The sequence below is a fragment of the Paenibacillus mucilaginosus 3016 genome, assembly GCF_000250655.1.
GTDB lineage: Bacteria > Bacillota > Bacilli > Paenibacillales > NBRC-103111 > Paenibacillus_G > Paenibacillus_G mucilaginosus.
This window is the reverse complement of record NC_016935.1, coordinates 5,004,488-5,025,529: the sequence shown is the minus strand read 5'-3', so window position 1 is coordinate 5,025,529 and position 21,042 is coordinate 5,004,488. Positions and strand designations below refer to the sequence as shown.

Sequence of the window (21,042 nt, the reverse complement as noted above, 5' to 3'; positions counted from 1 at the left end):
GCAAAGAAGGCGCCAGTTTCCTTGAAGTTACCTCTATGCGTTGCAAATTACAGTATGAAATGGGAGGAAAAAATGATGGAGCAATCCATGTCGTCCAGGTTCGCTGCTGCCAGTCCGCTTTTTAAATATGGTGCTGCTGCAATCACGGGCATAGCCGCATTCTTGGTGATGTCCACCTCTGCATTCGCTGCAGATTATTTCATCTCCCCAACCGGCAGTGATACGAATCCGGGTACGAAAAGTGCGCCTTTCAAAAGCATTATGAAAGCGCAATCAGCAGCATCCTCCGGAGATACCGTATATATTCGCGGAGGAGTGTACGATGATTTCCAAATTGCCGCCACCGACAGCAATTATAATTATGTGCATGACATTACGAAGAGCGGGATCACCTATGAGGCTTATCCGGGAGACGAGAGACCGGTATTTGATTTCCAGCATGTGCCTACGAATTTACGTGTGGCTGCTTTTCGTGTGGCGGATCAAGTAACCGGTATCAAATTTAAAGGATTTGATGCCATCGGGGTGAAAGTAGGCAGCCAAAAGCAATCCGAAGTGTTTAGAGTGATCGGACAGGCCGATTTCGAGCATGTAGCAGCTCATGATAATGAAGCCAATGGCTTTTACTTCACAACAAGAGGCACAGGAATTGTCCTTAATTGTGATTCCTATAACAACATCGGACCCACGGCCGTATCAGCGGGAAATACAGATGGTTTTGGCGCTCATGCAGGACCGGTTTCGTTCATTAACTCCCGTGCATGGAATAACAGCGATGACGGATTCGACAGTATCAGTTCCAGTGCGCCGGTAACTTATGACCATTCCTGGGCTTTCAATCATAAGGGGAATCAGGATGGGATAGGCGATAAAAATGGGTTCAAAGTCGGCGGATATGGTCATAGAACATCGGGAATTCCGGACCCGGTGCCGGTTCATACCGTCACCTATTCCTTGGCTGCCAATAACGGAGCGAATGGCTTTTATGCCAACCATCAGCCGGGTCAATCCGCTAACTGGATGAGTAACACGGCCTATCATAATGGTACGGCTAACTTCAATATGCTGGAGCGTGTCAGCCCAACGGAGGATGTCGACATTCCCGGTTACAGAGAAGTGCTGCATCATAACATCGCCTATATGGGGACACCGATCATGAATGATAATCATCCGCCGGAAAAGGTAAGCCATAACTCTTGGACCATCAATGGCGGCCTTCACATCACAGATAAAGATTTTGTAAGTCTGGATATTGCCCAATTATCTGCACCCCGAAAAGCAGACGGCAGCTTACCGGATGTTACCTTTATGCGTCCGGTAACGACGAGTCAGCTTTACAAAGAAGGACTCGGCTACCTTGCCGATCAAAACAGCAGCAAACTCCAGAGCTGGAAGTTCGACTTTGGACCTGCCAAGAGTGTGGAGGGAGGATACACAGGTGTCACGGCCGATAGGGCATATACACCGGAGAGAGGGTACGGTTTTCTGGGGTTAGGTCCGAATGGCTACCAAGAGGATGATCGAAGTGATGGATTTGTCATGCAGGAAGGGCAGGAGATCAAGCTTCGGGAGGTTGCAAAGCCTGTACCGGAAACGGCGGATGATGATGCTGTCGCTGTAACCGATCCGGGGATGCCCATTCGTTTTGCGGTGAAGGTAACCCCCAATACCTATTACAAAGTAAAGGTGACTCTAACCGGCGCTGATCCGAGCAAGGATGCCAAGGTGAATTTGTTTTCAGAGAAAAGACATTTTCATTTGACAGAAAAGGTCATTCCTGCGGGTACCAGCTTGAGCTATGAATTTAGTGTAAATGTTCAAAACGTTTATTCTAAAGTAACCGGGACCTATGTGGATACGATGCTCAATATTGCAGTAAGCGGGGAGAATGCAGCCCTATCTTCTGCAAAAATTGAACAGATCGAACAAGGCAGAACGCTTTGGGTTCTGGGTGACTCCACAGTGAATGATCAATTGGCATCACTGCCTTACTTCAGGCTTCAAAACTATTCGGGTGTCGGGCAGGCACTGTCCAAATATGCGGGTCCCCATATTGCGGTCTCCAATCATGCGGAAAGCGGATTGAATACCTACACCAGTATGAAACATTTTGATCAGTTTAAAGAACGTATTCAGCCCGGCGACGTTGTCTTCTTCGAGTTTGGACATAATCATAAAACGGATGGTCCGACAGGCTACTATAACGGGATTTACTATTATTATGATTTTGTTCACAGCAAGGGTGCTAAGTTCATTATTGTGGGTCCCATCGATCGGCACAGGGCTTATCAATATGATGCAGCAGCAAACACATGGACATCTACTTTAGATGGGTTTTCTGCGATGGGTAAACAATATGTCCAAGAAAAAGTGGCAGGGGGGCGGCGGATATTGCCTTTGTGGATCTAAATGCCCCTTCCCTTGCGTGGTATTCCCAGCTTTGCGAAGATTTGGGGTTCACGGCAGCGAGTACGGATTACTATTTCAGGGCAGTGCAAGGCGGGAGTGTAGACGGCACTCATCCGAATGATGCCGGTGTGGACCATTTTGCCCGCATGTTCTTTGACGGTGCCAAAGCGATCGTGAATGCAGATCCGGAAGCCCCCCAGGCCAAAGTATTAGCTGAAGTATTGAAAGGGACAAGAGCTGAAACCCCATATACCGTACCTGCTTCGATTACAAGCTTAGGACCTGCACCGAACAGTGCTTACCCTCAGCCGCATGTAACTCCAGCTGCTTATCCGTTAGTGATCAATCATGTGGCTGTAGACCCGAATGGAAACATAGGATCTATGTCTGTGACCAAACAGGGTGATCTTACTACCTATGGTAGGGGGATTGTAGAGGTATATACGGCTGGCGGCGTACTAAAAGGCACGGCCTATGCCAACGAGCAAATTGATAATACGATTGAAGGCACGCAGACGGTAACGTTCACGACGGACTTGACACTTGCTGCGAATGAAACCTTGAAAGCCTATGTCATGGAATTTGAGGATAAACCGGGATACCCGCTGACCAGTGTTCAGCTTTCTGATTTTTATACCCCTTAACAACAGCTGCATGTTTAGTTTCTGGCAATCAAAAAACAAAAGAAAGGGAATGTGGAGCTCTGGTATAATGGCGGGAGAAAAGGTTGTCTCTCAAGCTAAGGAGGTCCACGGATGGAGACTAAGCTGGGCAGGAAAATCGGTGAGGGCGGCTGCTCAGAGGTATATGAGTATGGGACGGAGCAACCAGCGAAAATCATCAAACTGGCCAAATCCAATACAAGTATGGATGCCATGAGAAACGAGTACCGGAATCACCGGACGGCGTGGGAGCTTGGGCTGCCTGTGCCGCAGCCTTTTGACTTGCGGGTTGTCGATGGACGTCCGGGCATTGTGGTGGAACAGATCCAGGGGGAGACGCTGATGCAGCGGTTCCTCCGGGGGTTGGACCAGCCGGAAGTCTCGGAGGACAGTCCGATTTATGACGATGTGCGCATGACGGCCCGCATTCTGAATGCGCTTCACAGTCAATCTGCTGAGGCTCTGCCCTCCCAGAGAGAGAGCATCAAGGGGGCTCTTCTTGGAGTGGAGAGCTTGACTGCTCCAGAGAAAAAGCAAATATGTGCGATACTCGATGACCTGCCCGTCAAGCAGCGGGTGTGTCATGGGGATCCGAATCCCGGGAATATTTTTGTGCGGCATGACGAAGGGCTCCTCATCGACTGGATGAATGCATCGGCCGGGAATCCGGAGGCGGATCTGGCGGAATATATCCTTATGGTCAGGTACGCTGTCCTGCCTTCTCATTTGGGGGACCGGATCATCGGCCGCTTTCACTCCATCCGGGAGATGATGATCGACGCGTTCATGGAGGAGTACACCAGGTTATCCGGTGTGACGGCCGAAGAGGTCGACCCATGGTTGCTTCCTATGGCGGCACGCAAATTGACGGCTGACGCCATATCGGACGAAGAGAAAGGCCTGCTTGTTCACGAGATCCGAGTGAGGTTGAATGCTTACAAGGGGGCGGAGGAGAGCTTCCGGGAGTAAGCAGAGGCATGTACTGAAAAAAGCGGAGACCTTGCGGCTCCGCTTTTTCGGCTGACTAGAAGCTTAATTTGGTTGCATAGAGGTACACAAACCCAAGAACCAATACAAATCCGACTACCGCACTAATGATGTAAGACTTCGCTTTCTTCCTGCCCAAAACTTTATTATCCTCCTTTACTATATAATTCCATTAATATATCGCATTTCGATGAATTATTGGAGTGACAAATGTCATGTTTTTTATTCACTTTAGAATGAGTCCAATTGCCTTCCCCAAAGCCCGGTTCAAATCCCCGCCGTTCCACTCCGAGGCCAGACCATAGACCAAGGTAACAATAACCAAAGAAACCGCCCCAAGGGTTTTTCCATAAAAAGCCCGGATGAGAAGCGATAAAACAATCCCGCCGAATACCCATAAGACAAGCAGCGCATTTATGAACGCCGTTATAACAGATCACCGCTTTATATTGGATTGGTTGTTGTATTGCCCGGTGAAGCCCCTTCATCACTTCTCCGTGCTCCGCCGGTTAGCGAGCAGCAGCATCACGAATGAAATGGCGATGATACATGCGGCCCAATACCACGCGAGGGTGTGGCTGCCTGCTTCCACGGCGATATAGATCGCGGTAGGCAGGGTTTGGGTCTGGCCGGGAATGTTGCCGGCGATCATCAGGGTGGCGCCGAATTCGCCCAAGCCCCGCGCAAACCCGAGAATGTAGGCCGAAACGACGGAACGCCAGGCAAGAGGCAGGGTGATATGCCGCAGCACCTGCCATTCACTCGCGCCGGTGGATCTGGCGGCATCTTCGAGATCCCGGTTGACGGCGCTGAATCCGGTTTTCATCGCTTGATACACCAAAGGGAATGCCACCACGATCGAAGCGATGACGGCAGCCGACCAGGTGAAAATGATCGGCCGGTGGAACAAGAGCTCCGAGAGCTGTCCGATCCAGCTTTTTTTGCCGAGCAGCATCAGCAGGAGAAAGCCGACCACGGTCGGAGGCAGCACAAGGGGGAGAAGGATGGCGGTCTCCACCCAGGTTTTGCCCGGGAAGCTTCTCCGGGCCATAACCCACGCGGCCCCTCCGCCCAGCAGCAGCACGAAGACGCTGGCGACAACGGACACCTTGAGGGAGAGCAGGATGGGGGCGGTGAACTCGGTCCAGTTCGTGAGCTCCATCCTTACTCCGGAATCGAGAAGCCGTATCGGACGAACACGTCCTGGGCTTCCTTGCTTTGGAGATAGGTGAAGAAATCGCCGGCTTCCTCCCCGTGCTTCGTGGTCTTGACGATGCCAGCGGGATATTCAATCGGCGTATACGTCCCAGGGTCCACCGTGAAGGCGAGCTTTATTTTGCCGGAGGTGAGGGCATCCGTCTTGTATACGAAGCCGGCCTCGGCATTCCCGGATTCGACATAGGTGAGCACCTGACGCACATCCTTGGCCTGCACGATCTTCGGCTGCAGCGTGTCCCACAGCGCCAGCTTCGTCAGCGCCTCCTTGGCATAGCCTCCGGCGGGGACGGTCTGCGGTTCGCCCACCGCCACATGCCGGACGGCATCCCCGCGCAAATCTTCCGGCTTGGTTAAGCCGGCTGTGCTGTCCGCCGGTACGACGACCACCAGCTCATTCCGGAGCAGGGGCGTCTGCTGCGAAGCGTCGATGTACAGCTTGTCAACCAGCGCTTTCATATTCTCGGCCGACGCAGACAAATAAAGATCCGCCGGTGCGCCCTGTTCAATCTGCTGCTGCAGTGCGCCGGAGGCACCGAAGTTGAACTTCAGCTTGACCTGTCCGTTCTTCGCTTCGTAGTGCTTCTGGATCTCCTTGAGCGCGTCGGTTAAGCTGGCCGCCGCCGATACCGTCAGCTCGACTTGGGCCGCCGGTACGGACGCCTGATCTGCCGGTGCCGGCGAGGCGCCTTCCGAGCCTGGACTCTTGGATGCTCCGCATCCCGTGAAGATCAACGAAGCTGCGGCTGCACCTAACAAAACAGCACTAAATCGATGAAATAACCGCATGGGTTCTCCTCCGAATCCTCTTTTCTCTCTGTTTCGTTATAATTAGTATGGTTTGGTTATGAGTAATTATATATAAGATGAAAAACTCCGTAAAGTAGAATTGAAATCAACCTGCTCGAAGCTTATGATGAGGAGAAGAAGGGACGGAGCAAGCCTGATGGAGGACAAGCATGAGCATCGACATATCCTATACGACGGAAGAAATCGCCAAGCTGCTTAAAGTTTCAAAATTAACGGTATACGATCTCATCAAAAAGGGCGAGCTGCCGGCATACCGGGTCGGCAAGCAGATGCGCGTCGACGCCTCGGACCTGGAGGCCTACAAAGCCCGTGCCAAAGGCGGCCAGCCTCTGCCGGCCAAGGAGGTTCCCGCAGCGGCTCCGCACTCGGCGGCACCGAGCCAACTGAACCGTACGGTTAAAGATACCCTTGTCATTACCGGGCAGGATGTCAGCCTGGATATTCTCGCGGGGCATATGGAACGAAAGGTCGGGGGCTACCGGCCGCTGCGCGCCTACGTGGGAAGCATGGACAGCCTCATCGCCCTGTACCGGGGCGAAACGGATATCGTCAGTACGCATCTGCTCGACGGGGATACCGGCGAATACAATCTGCCCTACATCCGCCGGCTGCTCACCGGCTTCGAGTATGTGGTGGTCAACCTCGTCTCGCGCATGGCCGGATTGTATGTCAGGCAGGGGAATCCGCACGGGATCGGCGGCTGGGCGGACCTGGCGAAGCCGGGGCTGCGGATGATCAACCGGGAGAAGGGCTCCGGGGCCCGCGTACTGCTGGATGAGCAGCTCCGGCTGCACGGCATCACGGCACGGCTGCTGCAGGGATATGCGCAGGAGGAGTCCAATCATATGGGGGTGGCCGGCAAAGTGGCGACCGGCGAAGCGGATTTTGGGGTCGGCACCGAGAAGGCCGCTTACCTGGTCGGCGGAGTGGAGTTCATCCCGCTCGTGCAGGAGAGAGTGGACCTGGTGATGGTCAAAAAGCCGGAGAACCTGGCGTGGATCGAGCAGGTCAAAGGGGTGCTTCAATCCGAAGCCTTTCACAGCGAGCTGCGCCCGATTCAGGGGTATGATCTGAGCCGGACGGGGCGCGTCTTGTTCGAGACGCCATGACGGCTATCCGCCAGAACTCCTCCGCGTGTATTGCGGCAGGGGAGCGAACACGGGACGAACACACTCCAGGGTACAAGCACAAACACGGCCAACGGATGAGGTTGGCTGTGTTTTTTCATGCCATAAATCATGATCTTGGGCCAAGATGAGCTTCTTCGGCGGCAAAGTACTCCACCATATAATCCCGGAACTTGCGGGCCGCCATGGAAAGGTACCGTTTATTATGCCACACGAGTTGAAACTCGCGCCGGCAGACCGGATCGTCGATGGACAGCAGATGAATGGGGACGTTCGGCCCTCCGCAGCCGCCTGTCAGGGCGACGCCCAGACCCGATCCGACCAGCTTGGCAATCGCCGCCGGTTCGTCTACCCGGCAGACGAAATGGGGCATGAACCCCGCCGCACGGAAGAACCCGTCATTCATTTTCTGAAAATGATAGCCCTCTTTGTACCCGATAAAGGGCTCCTCCGCCGCCTCACTCAAGCGTACGCTCTTCCGGCCGGCTAACCGGTGTCCGGGAGGGACGGCAAGGTAAACCTCTTCCTTCAGGACCGATACGCTGCCCCAATCGGGCCCATCCATGGGTAAAGGGGTAAAGCAGAGATCCAGTTCGCCGGCCTCCATCTGGTGGGCCATCTCGACCATGGCGGCTTGTGTGATCCGCAGACTAACCTTCGGGTGAAGCGAAAGGAAGCCGCTTAAGGGTTCCGAGAGGCGTTCCAGGGTCGAAGCCGCCAAATGAATGCTTCCATGCTCCAACCCCGCAAGGTCCGCTACCTCTCTTTGTCCCTCTTCCAGCAGGGTGAGCGCCGCCTCCACTTTGTCCAAAAAGGTCCGTCCATACGTATTCAGCCGAATCTGCCTGCCGTCGCGGTCAAACAGGGGCACCCCCACATCCTTCTCCAGCCGTGCGATCGTCTTGGACAGGGCAGGCTGCGCAATCCGCAGCTCCTGTGCCGCCTTCGTCATATGCTCCATCCGGGCAACCGTGCGAAAGTACTGAAGCTGCAGCAGTTCCAAGCCATGGTCCCTCCTCTTATATACTCAAGGGAATGAATGATATTGAACAAGATGTATTATTCTTTATGAATTATGGAGTATACAATACAACTATGCAAGCGACAATCAACCTTCCCGGGAAGAAGGGCTTGCCGTTCGACCCTATGTCCGTCCGAGACTGACAGGAGGTCTATGCCTACAGAAAGCGGGATGAGGTTGTGGGAACCGGAACAACGCAGGGAGCGGGAGAAAAGGTCATTCGGATTCTCGCGTTCACGCTGGTCATCTCGGTCATGAGCGCGACGATGTTCAATATCGTCCTGCCCGAGATCCGGAGGGAATTTCAGCTCTCTCTCGTGCAGGTAAGCTGGGTTACTTCTTCTTTTTTGCTGATCTATGCCATCGGAACCGTCATCTATGGCAAGCTGGCCGATCTTTATAAGCTCAAGGATTTGCTGACGTTCGGTCTGCTCTTCTTTGCCTTCGGCTCTCTGATCGGGCTGGCGGCTCAAGCCTATTGGACGGTCCTGCTTGGCCGGGTGCTGCAGGCCGTTGGGGCGGCGGTCATCCCGGCGGCGGCAGGGCTGATTCCGGTTCGCTATGTTCCGCCGGAGAACCGGGGGAGGGCTCTGGGCATCGCGATGACGGGTCTTGCGGTCGGCGGGGTGATCGGCCCCGTCGCGGCTTCCTTGATCGTGAGCGCCGCGCATTGGCGGTGGCTGTTCCTCATGCCGCTTTTGACGCTGCTCGCATTGCCCTATTACCGCAAATATCTGCCCGACGAACAGGAACGGGCAGGGAGCATCGACTGGACGGGAGCCGGACTTCTGGCGGGAGCGGCGGCACTGCTGCTCATTGCCATCACGACGAAGGCCTGGGCACCGGCCGCCGGCTGCGTGATTGTGCTCCTCCTCTTTACCGTGAGAATCCGCACCGCGGAGAATCCCTTTATACGCCCTGAGCTGTTCCGTAATCCAAATTATGCGGTTGGGCTGGCTTGTGCTTTTCTTACGACGGGGATCGGTTACTCGCTTCCCTTTCTGAGTCCGCAGCTGCTGACCGACGTGCAGGGCCTGGCTCCGGAATGGGTCGGCTTGGCCATGGTCCCGGGGGCCGCCGCCACGGCGGTATTGGGCCGAAAAGCGGGAAAGCTCGCGGACGCCAAAGGGAACCCGTTTCTTTTTTATACGGCATCGGCGCTGTTATTGACCTGTTTTGTACTTCTCTCTTCTTATGCCGGCGTCCCGCCCGTTTGGATTGCACTGATTCTGGTTTTCGGCAATGTCGGGCAGTCGTTCCTGATGATTGCTCTATCGGGCACGATCTCGAGAACTCTATCCAAGGAAGAGACCGGCGTAGGTATGGGGCTGCTCGCCATGCTGAACTTTATTGCCGGAGCGCTCTCCTCCAGCCTTTACAGCGCTGCGGTTGACCAGGGAGCGGCTTCCGGCTGGAATGTCATCCATTCATCTGCGGCTGCTTCCGTGTACAGCCATATTTATTTGGTGCTGGCCCTGCTGCACGGGGTCATTCTGATCCTGTATTATTGTCAATTCGGCAGAAGAGGGCGCTGACCGATATCCAATAAACGAAGCCGATCCAAGTTGATTGAGCAAACCAAGGAGGGATTCTTATGAAAGCTGCAGCATTTGCTTCATTCGGAGGACCGGAGGTGATGAGTCTGATGGAGTTTCCGGAGCCGCAGGCCGGACCGGGTCAGGTGAGGGTTCGCGTGAAAAGCGCCGGCGTGCAGCATTTTGACTCCGCCGTGCGAAGCGGCTGGAAGCCTGCCTACGGGTTGGAGGTGAAGCTGCCGCAGATTCCGGGCAATGAGTTAGCCGGGATCGTGGACCAGGTGGGGGAAGGGGTCACCGGTTACTCCGTAGGCAGCCGCGTGCTGGGTTTCTCCCTGTTGAACAGCTATGCCGAATATGTGGTCGTCGGCGCGGACCAGATCGTGAGCAAGCCCGATACCCTGTCCTGGGAGGAAGCGGGCGGGCTGACCGGCAACGGACAAGGCGCTCATATCGCCTTGAACGCGATCGGCGTCGGACCGGGCGATACGGTCCTGATCAACGGGGCGGCTGGTTCGCTGGGCTCATTCGCGGTACAGCTGGCGAAGGAGCGGGGAGCGAAGACGGTCATCGGCACCGCCAGCGAAGGCAACCATGACTTCATCCGTTCGCTCGGCGCGATTCCGGTAACGTACGAGGCAGGCTTGGCGGACCGGCTGCGTCAGCTTGCTCCGGACGGCATCCACGCCGCATTCGATACGGCCGGAGGCGAAGGGCTCCGTGCGGCGGTGGAGCTCGTGAAGGACAGGAACCGCATCTGCACGTACTTCGCCTACGATCTTGTCGAAGAACTCGGCCTCAGAGTGGTCCGGGGCGAACGCTCAGCCGCCCGGCTTGCCGAATTGGTGGAGCTCCATACCCAAGGGAGGCTGCAGATTCACATCCGGCAGGTATTCCCGCTGAGCCAGGCGGGGGAGGCGCAGCGTGCCCTTGAGACCCGGCACGGGCGCGGGAAGATTGTTTTGAGGATCGACTAGGGATACCGTGGAGATAAGTTGTGGGGAGACGGGACTGAGGGAGCTGCCGGGTGGCGGCTCCTTTGTTGGGTTTATCCGTACCGTGTCTTCTTGAACATTAATGGCCGGGCCGTTGGATGCCGAGCCAGCCGCTTACCTCGCATTGGCCTTCCTGATTTCGACCGACAGCCACAACCGTGCCGTCCGATCTCAGGCCGAGCGTATGAGCGCAGCCCGCCGCAACCGCCACGATATCGCGCCAGCCGCTAACATTGCATTGGCCATGCTCATTCCAGCCCACAGCTGTCACCGTACCGTCCGCTGTAAGTCCGATGGTATGATGACTCCCTGCCGCGATGGCCACGATATCGCGCCAGCCGCTTACATTGCATGGCTCACGTTTATCCCCACCCACAGCGACTACCGTGCCGTTCGATGTAAGCCCGACGGTATGAAGGTAACCGGCCGCAACCGCCACGATATCGTGCCAGCCGGTTACATTACATTGGCCATACCGATTATTTCCCACCGCCGCCACCGTACCGTCCGAAGTAAGCCCGACCGTATGCCAGTCACCCGCCGCTGCCGCCACCATATCACGCCAGCTGCTTACATTGCATTGGCCTTCATGATTTCGTCCCACAGCCATCACCGTGCCATTCGATGTAACTCCGACGGTACGACGCCAACCCGCCGCAATCGCCACGATATCGCGCCAGCCGCTTACCTCGCATTGGCCATGCTTATTCCAGCCCGCAGCCGCCACCGTGCCGTCCGACTTAAGCCCAACGGTATGTGCATTACCGGTATGAGCGCAGCCTGCCGCAACCGCCACGATATCGAGCCAGCCGCTTACATCACATTGGCCGTATTTATTATCACCCACAGCTGTCACTGTGCCCTCCGATGTAAGTGCGACGGTATGACGATAACCCGCCGCCAGGGTATGTTTAGGCCACGGGTTCACCTTGAACGCCGCTTCTTTCGGTGAGATGCAGTCCATGCTGTACCTCCTTACTTCGAATGATCTCTTTTCCTATAGTCTAACAATAATTTTACCATATAAAGAAAATCTTAGCTTTAAAGGGCTTCATTGCCTAATGGCCTTATGTCAGCCTATAGGAGTACATCATTAGCAGGCTGCGCTAAGGATTCTGATCATCTCATACCTACTACCTTGTGCATAGGCGCGACGGCAATGATACCATGGTGAATCTTGTGTCCAGGATGTCCAGGACGGTCAGCATCGATAACAAGTTTTACGGCAATGACTTGGTCTAACCGGAAGAGTTTGTGGCAGGCAGGCTGCTGTCCACGCTGCGGCAGAAGCGATGGGAGCAGCCGGAACGCCTTGAATTCTTCCGCATGAATGAAGAAAAAGACGGTTCGCCGGTTGCCGGCAGCCGTCTTTTCATATCGTCTCTATCGCTGAGAGCATCCTGGAAGGACGGGAAGGCCCTCTTACTGTTTTCCTTCAGTGTAGATATGGAAGTTGACGCCGAACTTGTCCGTCACGATGCCGTAGGAGGGGCTGAAGAAGGTGTCCTGCAGCGGCATTTGGATCTGACCGTCCTGGGATAAAGCATCGTAGATCTGCCGCGCTTGAGCCGGGTCCGCCGTCGTAATACAGATCGTAACCTGGTTGCCGCTCTGGTGGGGCTGGCCCGGGAACGTATCCGAGAGCATCAGATCGGACTCGCCGATCCGGATCATGGCATGGGAGATCCGTCCTTCTGTGCCCTCCGGCAGACGGAATTCGGGATTCTCGGGCATTTCTCCGAACGTTTGGCAGAACAGCAATTTGGCATCCAGGGCTTTCTCATAGAAATCAATAGCTTCCTTCGCATTCCCGTTCATGACGAGATAGGTGGTCAGACGCAGGCTCATGGGATACACCATCCTTGGTCAATTTGGCTTGTGCATGGACAAGCAGGATCAATCCAGTTTCCATTATAACCACAAACGGGAAAGCTATAAAGCGAGGGGAGGAAACCTTAACCAATTCTTTATTTCCACTGGCCGGTCGGTTCAAGTGAAGTGAAGTGAAGTGAAGTGAAGTGAAGTGAAGTGAAGTGAAGTGAAGTGAAGTGAAGTGAAGGCCTAATTAACCTTACCGGGTTGACAGCTGACTCCAGGTACTGTAAAGTCAAACTAACTTAATAAAATGCTTTTGAAAAGTGTTTATGTTATTCGAGGGGGCGGTATATTGGATTCGATCGGCGGCAACTCCCTGGTCATCCGGGAGGTCAATCTGAACCTGGTTCGCAGGGCACTCAAGGAAAAAGAGCAGGCGACCAAGCGGGAGCTTGCGCTGGCCACAGGGCTGAGCACGGTAACGGTCGGTACCCTTCTGCAGGAGCTGACCTCTCAGGGAGAAGTGAAAGAAGCCGAGATGGCGTCATCGGGAGGCGGCCGGCCCGCCCAGCTGTATTCGTACAACGGGGATTACGCCCATGCCCTGATTCTGTTCCCTCATGAAGCCAAGGGGGATATCCGAATCCGCTGCACGGTAGTGAATCTTCTGGGCCGGGTTGCTGCCGATACGGAGGCGCCAGTAGAGAGTGTGGACCTCCAGGCCTTCGAGAGTCTAATTGACGAGGCGATGGAAGCTTATCCTTCCATCGGGGCGATCGGCTTTGGACTGCCCGGCGCGGAATTCGAGGGACGTATGCTGGTGTCCGACTATGAAGCACTGCGCGGCCTGGCGCTGCGGGAACACTTCCGTGACAAGTACCGGAGACCGGTGACGGTGGAGAATGACGTCAATGCGGCTGCGGTGGGCTTCTGGAAACGCAAAGGCGTAGCCGCGGATGCGACCGGCGCTTACTTGTACATTCCGGACCGGTTCCCGCCGGGGGCAGGGATCGTCATTGAGGGGAAGCTGTTCCGGGGCAGGAGAGGTTTTGCGGGTGAGGTGGCGAATATCCCGCTCGGGATCAGCTGGGGAGAGGCTCTGCTCCTTGAACCGGAGGAAGTGCGGCGCGAGGCTGCCGCCCGTTTGACCGCAGCCGTCTGCAGTGTCCTGAACCCGGATTTTGTCGTGCTGAACGCGAGCTTCATTAAACAGGGGCATCTGCCCGCTATGGCAGAGACCTGCGGCAGACTGCTGCCTGCAGGGTCGCTGACGGAGCTGTGGGTGTCCGATGATTTTACGGCCGATTACGTCAGCGGAATGGTCGTGCTGACGCTCGGCACGCTCGAATCGGGATTACGCTTAGCCAAATAACTGAAAGACAGGCGGGAATTACAATCTATGGTTACCTTACTGCTTATCCTTATTTATATCGCTTTTATCTCCCTGGGCCTGCCGGATTCCGTGCTGGGCTCGGCTTGGCCTGTGATGCAGGCCGAATACGGCGCGCCGCTCGGGCTGGCCGGCTACATCTCCATGCTGATCGCGGGAGGGACGATCCTCTCCAGCTTATTCAGCGGCTGGGTCATCCAGCGGCTTGGAACCGGCCTTGTGACGATGATCAGCGTCATGCTCACCGCCGCCGCGCTGAGCGGCTATGCGTACGCGCCTTCGCCGGCATGGCTGTTTCTCTTCGCAGTGCCGCTCGGACTCGGGGCGGGGGCTGTCGATGCAGGGCTGAACAGCTATGTGGCCGCCCATTACAAGGCGCATCACATGAGCTGGCTTCACTGCTTCTGGGGGATCGGGGCCACCCTGGGACCCATCATCCTGTCGCAGTATGTAACCAGCGACGCTTCCTGGAGGCAGGGGTACCAGACGATCTCGCTGCTCCAGTGGGGGCTGGTGGCCGTGCTGCTGCTCGCTCTGCCGTTGTGGAAGCTGGCAGCGGCTTCCCGCGAGGCTGCCGCAACGGCGCAGCAGGCGGGAGAAGAGGGCGCGGAAGACATCCGGCGCCAGGCGGAAGAAGAGAAGTCCCCGGCGAAGCAGGGAGTGATCCTCGCCCTGCTCACGTTCCTGTTCTACTGCGGGGTTGAAGCTTCCGTCGGCTTATGGGGAAGCAGTTACCTGGTCCATGTCAAAGACCTGCCGGCTTCGACGGCGGCGGGGTGGATCTCGATGTACTATGGGGGCATTACGGTTGGACGGTTCATCACCGGATTCGTTACCTTTAAGGTCAGCAGCCGCACCTTGATCCGCGCGGGGCAGCTTACCGTGTTGGCGGGCGCACTTCTCCTGCTGCTGCCGCTGCCGGCCGTATGCTCCCTGATCGGATTGATTCTCGTGGGACTTGGCTGCGCGCCGATCTTCCCATGCATGATCCATGAGACGCCGGCCCGTTTCGGCAGCAAGCATGCCCCGCGCATCATGGGCTACCAGATGGCGGCCGCTTATACAGGCAGCACGGTCCTGCCCCCGCTGCTCGGTGCACTGGCGGCTGCTTTGACGGTCGGCATTTTCCCGGTGCTGGTGCTTCTTTACGCTTTCCTGATGCTTGCCGCCTCCGAACGCATCAATTCGGTGCTGAAGACGCGTCTGCAGGGTAGGGGCACACATCAGTCCGCATAACCTGAATGAAAGACTCTCGGTATGGAGGGTCTTTTTTATATTCTGGAACTCCGTTGATCTTGGTTCAGTTGCCAAACCAGCACCGGCTGTACTACAGTGGATGAGATACATGACACCATCCCATACCGAACACAATAGGGAGGAACAGGAAGGAGGGGCGGGGTGTCCATTAGATTTCGATTGCTGCTGTCCTTTGCTTCGGTCGTCATCGTCTCGGTCCTGCTCATCGTACTGTCGGCGTATCTGCTGTCGGTAGCGGTGACGGGAGACTTCAAGAGCCTCCGCAGCTTTTATACGATTCACTACGGTCTTCATCCGCTGTCGGAGGAAGAGGAGCGCATCTTCCTCGAACTGAAGTACCTGGCCAAGCATGACCCGGCGAAGCTGACGGACCCGAAGCTGCTCAAGGACTATGATCTGCAGCTCAAGATGGTACAGGCCGGACTGGTCGTCCGCCGGAGCGAGGCGCTGATCTACTCCACGCCGAACATGCCGCAGGCCGACTTTACGGGCGTGCTTCCCGCGTATGACCTCGGGAACTACTCGATCCGCAATACGCTTAACGTGAACAGCCGGTTTTTCGGGTACGCGAAGTTTGATTTTTATTTCGACGAGGCGGCCGGGGTAAAAGGCAGTATCTTCGTGCTGCGGGAACGCAGTCCGTTCGCGGAGATGGTCCGCACCCTGCTGCCGGTGCTCATCGGAGTCATTCTGCTCATCGTGCTCATCACCAGCTTCATTCTGTACCGCTATGTCACGCGCAAGATCGTCAAGCCGCTCGAAGGGCTCCGGCAGTCGGCGGAGCGGATCAAGGCCGGCGATCTGACCTATGAGCTGCAGGCCGAGTCGAGGGATGAGGTCGGACAGCTCGTCATGAGCTTCGATGAGATGCGCAGACAGCTGCATGCTTCGATCCGGCTCCAGCTGCATTACGAGGAAAACCGCAAGCAGCTGCTCTCGAATATCTCGCATGATCTGCGGACCCCGATCACCACGATCAAAGGGTACGCCGAAGGCATACGGGACGGCGTGGCGCGGACGCCCGAGAAGCTTGCGCAGTATGCGGGGGCCATCCATACGAGGGCCGCGGATATGGAGCGGATGGTGGAGGAGCTGTTCTTTTACTCGAAGCTGGATCTTAAGAAAGAGCCGTTCTCCTTCGAAGAGACGGAGCTGGCTGCACTGCTGCAGCAGATCACCCGGGAGCACGCGATCGACTTCGAACGCCACGGCATTGAGGTGGTATGGGAGGAGATCCCGCAGCGGCCGGTGACGGTGCTCGCCGACCGGGAGAAGCTCAAGCGGGTGGTCCACAATCTGCTGCACAACAGCATGAAGTATATGATCCGCGAGCCCAAAGTCATTATGATCGGCGTCCATGCGCCGGAGGGGGCGGATGAGGTGACGGTGCGGCTGACGGACAACGGTCCCGGCATCCCGGCGGATGCGCTGCCGCATATCTTCGAACGCTTCTACCGGGCGGAGTCCTCGCGGACATGGGCAGCCGGCGGCAGCGGACTCGGCCTGGCGATTGCCCGGCAGATCGTCGAAGGCCATGGCGGTACGATCCGGGCGGACAGTGAGCCGGGCCGGGGAACAAGTATGTTTTTTACACTCCAAATCGTGAAGGAACATCGGTGAGCGCCCATGAAAAGAATCCTGATCATTGAAGATGATCCGTATATTGCTGAGCTTCAGAAGGATTACCTGCAGCTGAATGATTTTGAGGTGGATGTGACCGGCGACGGCGATGACGGCCTGGCGAAAGCGCTGGGCGGAGGGTATGACCTGTTGATCGTAGACCTGCAGCTTCCCGGCACGGACGGCTTCGGCATCTGCCGCAAGGTGCGCGAGAAGCTCGATATCCCGGTGCTGATCGTGTCTGCGAAGAACGAGGAGATCGACAAGATCCGCGGCTTCGGGCTCGGGGCCGACGATTTCGTGACGAAGCCCTTCAGTCCGGGCGAGCTGGTGGCGAGGGCCAAAGCCCATTTGTCCCGGTATGAACGCTTCCTGGGCGGAGGGCGGCAGGCCGCGGGGCCGGAGGTGATCCAGATCCGGGAGCTGTCGATTCATCCGGAAGCCCACCGGGTGTACGTGCACGGCAGGGAAGTGACGCTGACGACGAAGGAGTTCGAGGTGCTGCTCTTCTTCGCGACCCATCCGAACCGGGTGTACAGCAAGGAAGCGCTGTTCGAGCACATCTGGGGGCTGGAGTCGAGCGGGGAGATTGCGACGGTCACGGTGCATATCTCCAGGATCCGGGAGAAGATCGAAGGGGACCCGGCCAATCCGCAGTTCATCGAGACGGTCTGGGGCGCAGGCTACCGGTTTAATGTGTAATGTTTCCTATGTACTCCCGGGTGTCTGACCTACTGTGAACATTGTTATGCGCCTGTTTAGAAAATGTTTATACTTCCTTAGAAGGGGGTTTAGCGTGGTCGTTTATGATGAAGTTGTTCAGGAAAACAACCATAAACCGACCGAGAGGAAGATACCAGGATGAAGAAGATGAACCGCAAGGCAGCCGTTATGGCCATAGCAGTACTGATGGGCGGAGGGAGTGTGCTTTCCTTCCAATCCACCGCTGCTGCAGCTCAGGAGACGGCGATGGACAGTGATGCGGTCCGGCAGGCGATCGCCCAGCTGGTCAGCCAAGGCGTTCTTCACGGCGCAGGGGAAGGTCATATGCAGGAGGAGCGGCACGTCACGAATGCCGAAGCCGTCAAGATGATCGTCCTGGCCCTGGGACTGAAGCCTTCGCAGGAAGCGGCGGCTCAGCCGTCCGAGCCTTGGTACACGGCCTATGTGAATACAGCCGCTGCGCATAAACTGCTTGAGGACAGCTCCAAATTCCTGCCGAATCAACCGGCAGACCCTTCGGAGCTTGCAGCGATGATCGCCAAAGCGCTCCAGCGGGACGTGAAGTCGGTGCAGTATTGGATGAACGGTCTGCAGATCGGCCAGGAGCAGCATATCTCGCGGGGGGACACTGCCCGGCTGTTCGTAGCGGCGGAGAAGGCGGTCCGTTCGGAGCATGCGCAGATCGTATCGGTTAAGGCGCTGAACAAAATAGCGTTCGAGATGACATTCGACCGGCCGCTGACCCTTGCCGACGAGGCTTTGGCAGCCGCGCAGGCGAACTTCATCTTCGAGCCGGGGATCAAGCTGGTCAACCAGCCCCGGCTCAAGACAGGATCTTTCGCGACCTATATTGTTCCGGTTCAAACCATGCAGCCGGACCATGAATATACGCTTACTTATAAGGGGCAGCAGACTTTCCGGGTAGCATCCAGCGGGGAAATGATTCAACTGAAGAGCACCCGCCAAGTGACGAACGATACGTTCGAGGTCGACTCTTTCCGTGCGGATGGAGTGATCGATTACGGGTATGTGATCTCGGCCTATGCCGGCGGGCGCGGGGCGAATGCGGCTGTTCTCGAAGAGGGCAACACGCTGCAGGGACAGACCATGCAGATCATTCCGTCTCTGGCCGCACGCCAGGCGACACTGACACCGGAGGGCGGCCAGCCGGTCACCGTGAATTATGTAGGATTCACGCAGTCCACGGACGGCCGGCAGGAGCCGAAGTTCCGTTTGCCGGCAGGCACCGCGCTGCAGCCGGGTGTGAAATACACGGTAACCTCCGATTGGTTCGAGCTGGAGAACAACACATTCGTTGCAGAGCAGATCGAGCCGCTGCAGATCGCCGCGGTATCACAGACCGATGAGCGTGTCGTCGCGGTGACGCTGTCGGCCGATCCGGGTGATGAGCTGTTCGCGTACCGTTCCATTGAGCTGAAAGGATCGGACGGAACGGTCCTCACGGCCCAATACCGGGTGCAGACTCGTAAAGGGGATACAGGGGTGTTCGATATCCAGAACGACGGCAGGCTGGCGTCCGGCGTTACCTATGAGGTGGTCCCGGTTGGAACGTGGGCTACGGCAGATAGCGTAAAGTTGACGGCAAAATAAGAAGAAATGCGCTTTGGAGAGGCTGCCTGCGGGCGGCCTTTCTTTGTTATTGTGGGCATGGGAACTTCAACTCATTCGCAGGGTGGGATGCCAAAAAAGAGCCCCAAAGGGACTCTTCACTTGATTGCTCTATGTAATTGAAAAAGAGGCACAACCGGTCTGCTCTTAGCGCTGCTTCCTCCCGGACCTGACGCGGTTCGAACTTCTTGTTTGCCTCGAGTACATCTTAGCAAAGAGCCTTAAAGAAGGGAAGAGGGAGTTGCAGCCAGGGAAGGAACCCTCCAACAGAGGAAATAGATTGCCGTTCACAAGAAGGGACATGCGGGTTATAATGAAATTCCGCTGAGGGGTTGAATACACAGCGGTGCGGCTCGAAAGAGCGCAGTTCCAGCGTGGAGAGATGTCCGAGAGGCTGAAGGAGCACGACTCGAAATCGTGTAGGCGCGCAAGCGTCTCGAGGGTTCGAATCCCTCTCTCTCTGCTGATATATATTGTACTATGGCGGCATAGCTCAGCTGGCTAGAGCGTACGGTTCATACCCGTAAGGCCGGGGGTTCGATCCCCTCTGCCGCTACTTATTATGGTTTGGAGAGGTGTCCGAGCTGGCCGAAGGAGCACGATTGGAAATCGTGTAGGCGTCACAAGCGTCTCGAGGGTTCGAATCCCTCTCTCTCCGTTGCACCAGATCCGCGGATTACCACCGCGGAACATGTTAAGCGGTTGTGGTGGAATGGCAGACACGCTATCTTGAGGGGGTAGTGGGCTTACGCCCGTGGAGGTTCGAGTCCTCTCAACCGCATAGGATTGTCGTATGCAAAGAGTCCCGTGTTCATGGGGCTTTTTTTGTATTACGGCGCCTGCCGCTGACCAATGTAACCAATTTATCCTGAACTTGTGGATTGCACGGTCCGTTCTTATGGGCCATAATGAAGAAGGAAAGACAGCCTCTTATCCAACAGACTGCCACCGATCTATCGGTGGTCTTACATATCTTCTCCAACATGATCTGCAGAACACCCTCCTCGTTATCCGAGGAGGGTGTTCTATTTGTTACCCTGATGGCCCTTGCGAAAGGGCCTTTTTGGGCCGAAAACCTATTCATTATTCTTTAGAGAGAAGCTTTCCCCTTTATGATATCATAGATTTAGATATGGTAAAAATAGGAAAATATAATCCCCGGGAGGATGAAAACTATGGTACAAGCCAAAGCGGAACAGCTTCAGCTCGTGTTCGGAACGCAGGGAGATGATATGATCACAGCGGCAGCGAAGGAGAGGGTATTCGCGGGAGCGGGCAGCGACTTGGTGCAGGTGCTGGAGGGCAGTGACGGTGCGGATCTGCACGGCGGAACGGGAGAAGATACGCTGCGGGCATACACCGATTACCGTACGCTGAGCGATGGGAACCTGTTCATTGGGGGGACCGGTGGGGATAGATATGAGATTGAAGTGATTGGAGATATCTATGGAGGTGGACATACCATCCGTGAGCAGGGTTCCGCGGGTGAAACGGATACGCTCCGCTTCTTTGGCGGTGCAAGCCCCGGCGATATGCGTGTCATACGGGACGGCCATTCCCTGTACATGCATCAGGGAGAATATGGTGTTACCGTCAACATAGAGCATTTCTTCGACAACGCCGGATACCGCATCGAACGCTTTGAATTTGAAGACGGCACGGTATGGACCGACAAAGAGGTGGAGCAAATGGCACTAGCCATGGCGGGTTCCACGGGCGCCGGCGGATCCGGACAGGCACAGGCCGCGCTGGAGGACTTCCCGAGCATTCTGCTCGCTTCTTCGCCCATGATCCCATAAGATAAAGGATGGGGTTCGTCATCCCCGGAGAATTTGATTATAACCATT

At 56.1% G+C, this 21,042-nt stretch carries 18 protein-coding genes, 4 tRNA genes and 1 other RNA gene; 16 read left to right on the top strand and 7 right to left on the bottom strand.

Annotation, left to right across the window (positions count from 1 at the left end):
* The first annotated feature begins 72 nt into the window (after positions 1 to 72).
* The 3 genes from PM3016_RS20855 to PM3016_RS20845 all read left to right on the top strand — a co-directional run bounded on the left by PM3016_RS20855 (position 73) and on the right by PM3016_RS20845 (position 4,040).
* Positions 73 to 2,409 (top strand): right-handed parallel beta-helix repeat-containing protein, encoded by a 2,337-nt coding sequence (locus tag PM3016_RS20855; protein ID WP_238540272.1) that lies wholly within the window; start codon positions 73 to 75, stop codon positions 2,407 to 2,409.
* Positions 2,400 to 3,053, top strand: coding sequence for a hypothetical protein (locus PM3016_RS38225; protein ID WP_148279698.1), 654 nt, complete (start codon positions 2,400 to 2,402; stop codon positions 3,051 to 3,053). Before PM3016_RS20855 ends, PM3016_RS38225 begins: the two co-directional genes overlap by 10 nt.
* 111 nt (positions 3,054 to 3,164) lie before the next feature.
* Entirely contained in the window at positions 3,165 to 4,040 is an 876-nt protein-coding gene (locus PM3016_RS20845) for a phosphotransferase family protein (RefSeq protein ID WP_014370819.1), read from the top strand.
* A 164-nt stretch (positions 4,041 to 4,204) separates the two neighbouring features.
* On the opposite strand, the gene PM3016_RS38220 is transcribed toward PM3016_RS20845, so the two are convergent.
* From PM3016_RS38220 to modA, 3 genes are read right to left on the bottom strand one after another with little or no spacing between them, the layout of a single operon-like run.
* The gene (locus PM3016_RS38220; protein WP_143768144.1) at positions 4,205 to 4,549 is read right to left on the bottom strand and encodes a hypothetical protein; all 345 of its coding nucleotides are present in this window, start codon (positions 4,547 to 4,549) and stop codon (positions 4,205 to 4,207) included.
* On the bottom strand, positions 4,546 to 5,220 hold the full coding sequence (modB, locus tag PM3016_RS20840) for a molybdate ABC transporter permease subunit (protein WP_014370818.1): 675 nt from the start codon (positions 5,218 to 5,220) through the stop codon (positions 4,546 to 4,548). The genes PM3016_RS38220 and modB overlap by 4 nt, the downstream gene beginning before the upstream one ends.
* 2 nt (positions 5,221 to 5,222) lie before the next feature.
* Positions 5,223 to 6,062 carry a molybdate ABC transporter substrate-binding protein gene (gene modA / locus PM3016_RS20835; protein WP_013918496.1) on the bottom strand — a complete coding sequence of 280 codons (840 nt, stop codon included), beginning with the start codon at positions 6,060 to 6,062 and terminating at the stop codon, positions 5,223 to 5,225.
* Between the two features lie 170 nt (positions 6,063 to 6,232).
* Between modA and PM3016_RS20830 the strand changes: the two genes are divergently transcribed.
* Positions 6,233 to 7,192, top strand: coding sequence for a helix-turn-helix transcriptional regulator (locus PM3016_RS20830; protein ID WP_013918495.1), 960 nt, complete (start codon positions 6,233 to 6,235; stop codon positions 7,190 to 7,192).
* Positions 7,193 to 7,319: 127 nt separating this feature from the next.
* Here the strand turns inward: PM3016_RS20830 and PM3016_RS20825 are convergent, their stop codons facing one another.
* Positions 7,320 to 8,213 (bottom strand): LysR family transcriptional regulator, encoded by an 894-nt coding sequence (locus PM3016_RS20825; RefSeq protein ID WP_013918494.1) that lies wholly within the window; start codon positions 8,211 to 8,213, stop codon positions 7,320 to 7,322.
* A 197-nt stretch (positions 8,214 to 8,410) separates the two neighbouring features.
* Here PM3016_RS20825 and PM3016_RS20820 point away from each other — a divergent pair, with 197 nt between their 5' ends.
* Complete coding sequence (locus PM3016_RS20820) at positions 8,411 to 9,766, top strand: MFS transporter (RefSeq protein ID WP_014370817.1); 1,356 nt, start codon at positions 8,411 to 8,413, stop codon at positions 9,764 to 9,766.
* 59 nt (positions 9,767 to 9,825) lie between these two features.
* Positions 9,826 to 10,743: an NADP-dependent oxidoreductase gene (locus PM3016_RS20815; protein ID WP_014370816.1), complete on the top strand. Its 918-nt coding sequence runs from the start codon at positions 9,826 to 9,828 to the stop codon at positions 10,741 to 10,743.
* Positions 10,744 to 10,840: 97 nt separating this feature from the next.
* Here the strand turns inward: PM3016_RS20815 and PM3016_RS20810 are convergent, their stop codons facing one another.
* Together PM3016_RS20810 and PM3016_RS20805 are read right to left on the bottom strand one after the other, a co-directional pair.
* Positions 10,841 to 11,725: an RCC1 domain-containing protein gene (locus PM3016_RS20810; protein ID WP_014370815.1), complete on the bottom strand. Its 885-nt coding sequence runs from the start codon at positions 11,723 to 11,725 to the stop codon at positions 10,841 to 10,843.
* A gap of 458 nt (positions 11,726 to 12,183) precedes the next feature.
* Positions 12,184 to 12,609, bottom strand: coding sequence for a VOC family protein (locus PM3016_RS20805; protein WP_014370814.1), 426 nt, complete (start codon positions 12,607 to 12,609; stop codon positions 12,184 to 12,186).
* 319 nt (positions 12,610 to 12,928) lie between these two features.
* On the opposite strand from PM3016_RS20805, the gene PM3016_RS20800 reads away from it, so the two are divergent.
* From PM3016_RS20800 to PM3016_RS20780, 5 genes are all read left to right on the top strand, one after another.
* Complete coding sequence (locus PM3016_RS20800; protein ID WP_014370813.1) at positions 12,929 to 13,948, top strand: ROK family transcriptional regulator; 1,020 nt, start codon at positions 12,929 to 12,931, stop codon at positions 13,946 to 13,948.
* 27 nt (positions 13,949 to 13,975) lie between these two features.
* Positions 13,976 to 15,202, top strand: coding sequence for an MFS transporter (locus tag PM3016_RS20795; RefSeq protein WP_014370812.1), 1,227 nt, complete (start codon positions 13,976 to 13,978; stop codon positions 15,200 to 15,202).
* 162 nt (positions 15,203 to 15,364) lie between these two features.
* Entirely contained in the window at positions 15,365 to 16,843 is a 1,479-nt protein-coding gene (locus PM3016_RS20790) for a sensor histidine kinase (RefSeq protein ID WP_013918486.1), read from the top strand.
* Between the two features lie 6 nt (positions 16,844 to 16,849).
* Complete coding sequence (locus PM3016_RS20785; protein ID WP_013918485.1) at positions 16,850 to 17,545, top strand: response regulator transcription factor; 696 nt, start codon at positions 16,850 to 16,852, stop codon at positions 17,543 to 17,545.
* A 159-nt stretch (positions 17,546 to 17,704) separates the two neighbouring features.
* The gene (locus tag PM3016_RS20780; RefSeq protein ID WP_014370811.1) at positions 17,705 to 19,177 is read left to right on the top strand and encodes a hypothetical protein; all 1,473 of its coding nucleotides are present in this window, start codon (positions 17,705 to 17,707) and stop codon (positions 19,175 to 19,177) included.
* Between the two features lie 137 nt (positions 19,178 to 19,314).
* Here PM3016_RS20780 and ffs read toward each other — a convergent pair.
* Positions 19,315 to 19,399, bottom strand: an RNA gene (gene ffs, locus PM3016_RS36935) — signal recognition particle sRNA small type.
* Between the two features lie 172 nt (positions 19,400 to 19,571).
* On the opposite strand from ffs, the gene PM3016_RS20775 reads away from it, so the two are divergent.
* From PM3016_RS20775 to PM3016_RS20750, 5 genes are all read left to right on the top strand, one after another.
* A tRNA-Ser gene (locus PM3016_RS20775) sits at positions 19,572 to 19,658 on the top strand.
* Positions 19,659 to 19,677: 19 nt separating this feature from the next.
* Positions 19,678 to 19,751 (top strand) — tRNA-Met (locus PM3016_RS20770).
* Between the two features lie 13 nt (positions 19,752 to 19,764).
* A tRNA-Ser gene (locus PM3016_RS20765) sits at positions 19,765 to 19,853 on the top strand.
* 40 nt (positions 19,854 to 19,893) lie between these two features.
* Positions 19,894 to 19,976 (top strand) — tRNA-Leu (locus tag PM3016_RS20760).
* 394 nt (positions 19,977 to 20,370) lie between these two features.
* The gene (locus PM3016_RS20750) at positions 20,371 to 20,994 is read left to right on the top strand and encodes a calcium-binding protein (RefSeq protein ID WP_014370810.1); all 624 of its coding nucleotides are present in this window, start codon (positions 20,371 to 20,373) and stop codon (positions 20,992 to 20,994) included.
* The last annotated feature ends 48 nt before the right edge of the window (positions 20,995 to 21,042 follow it).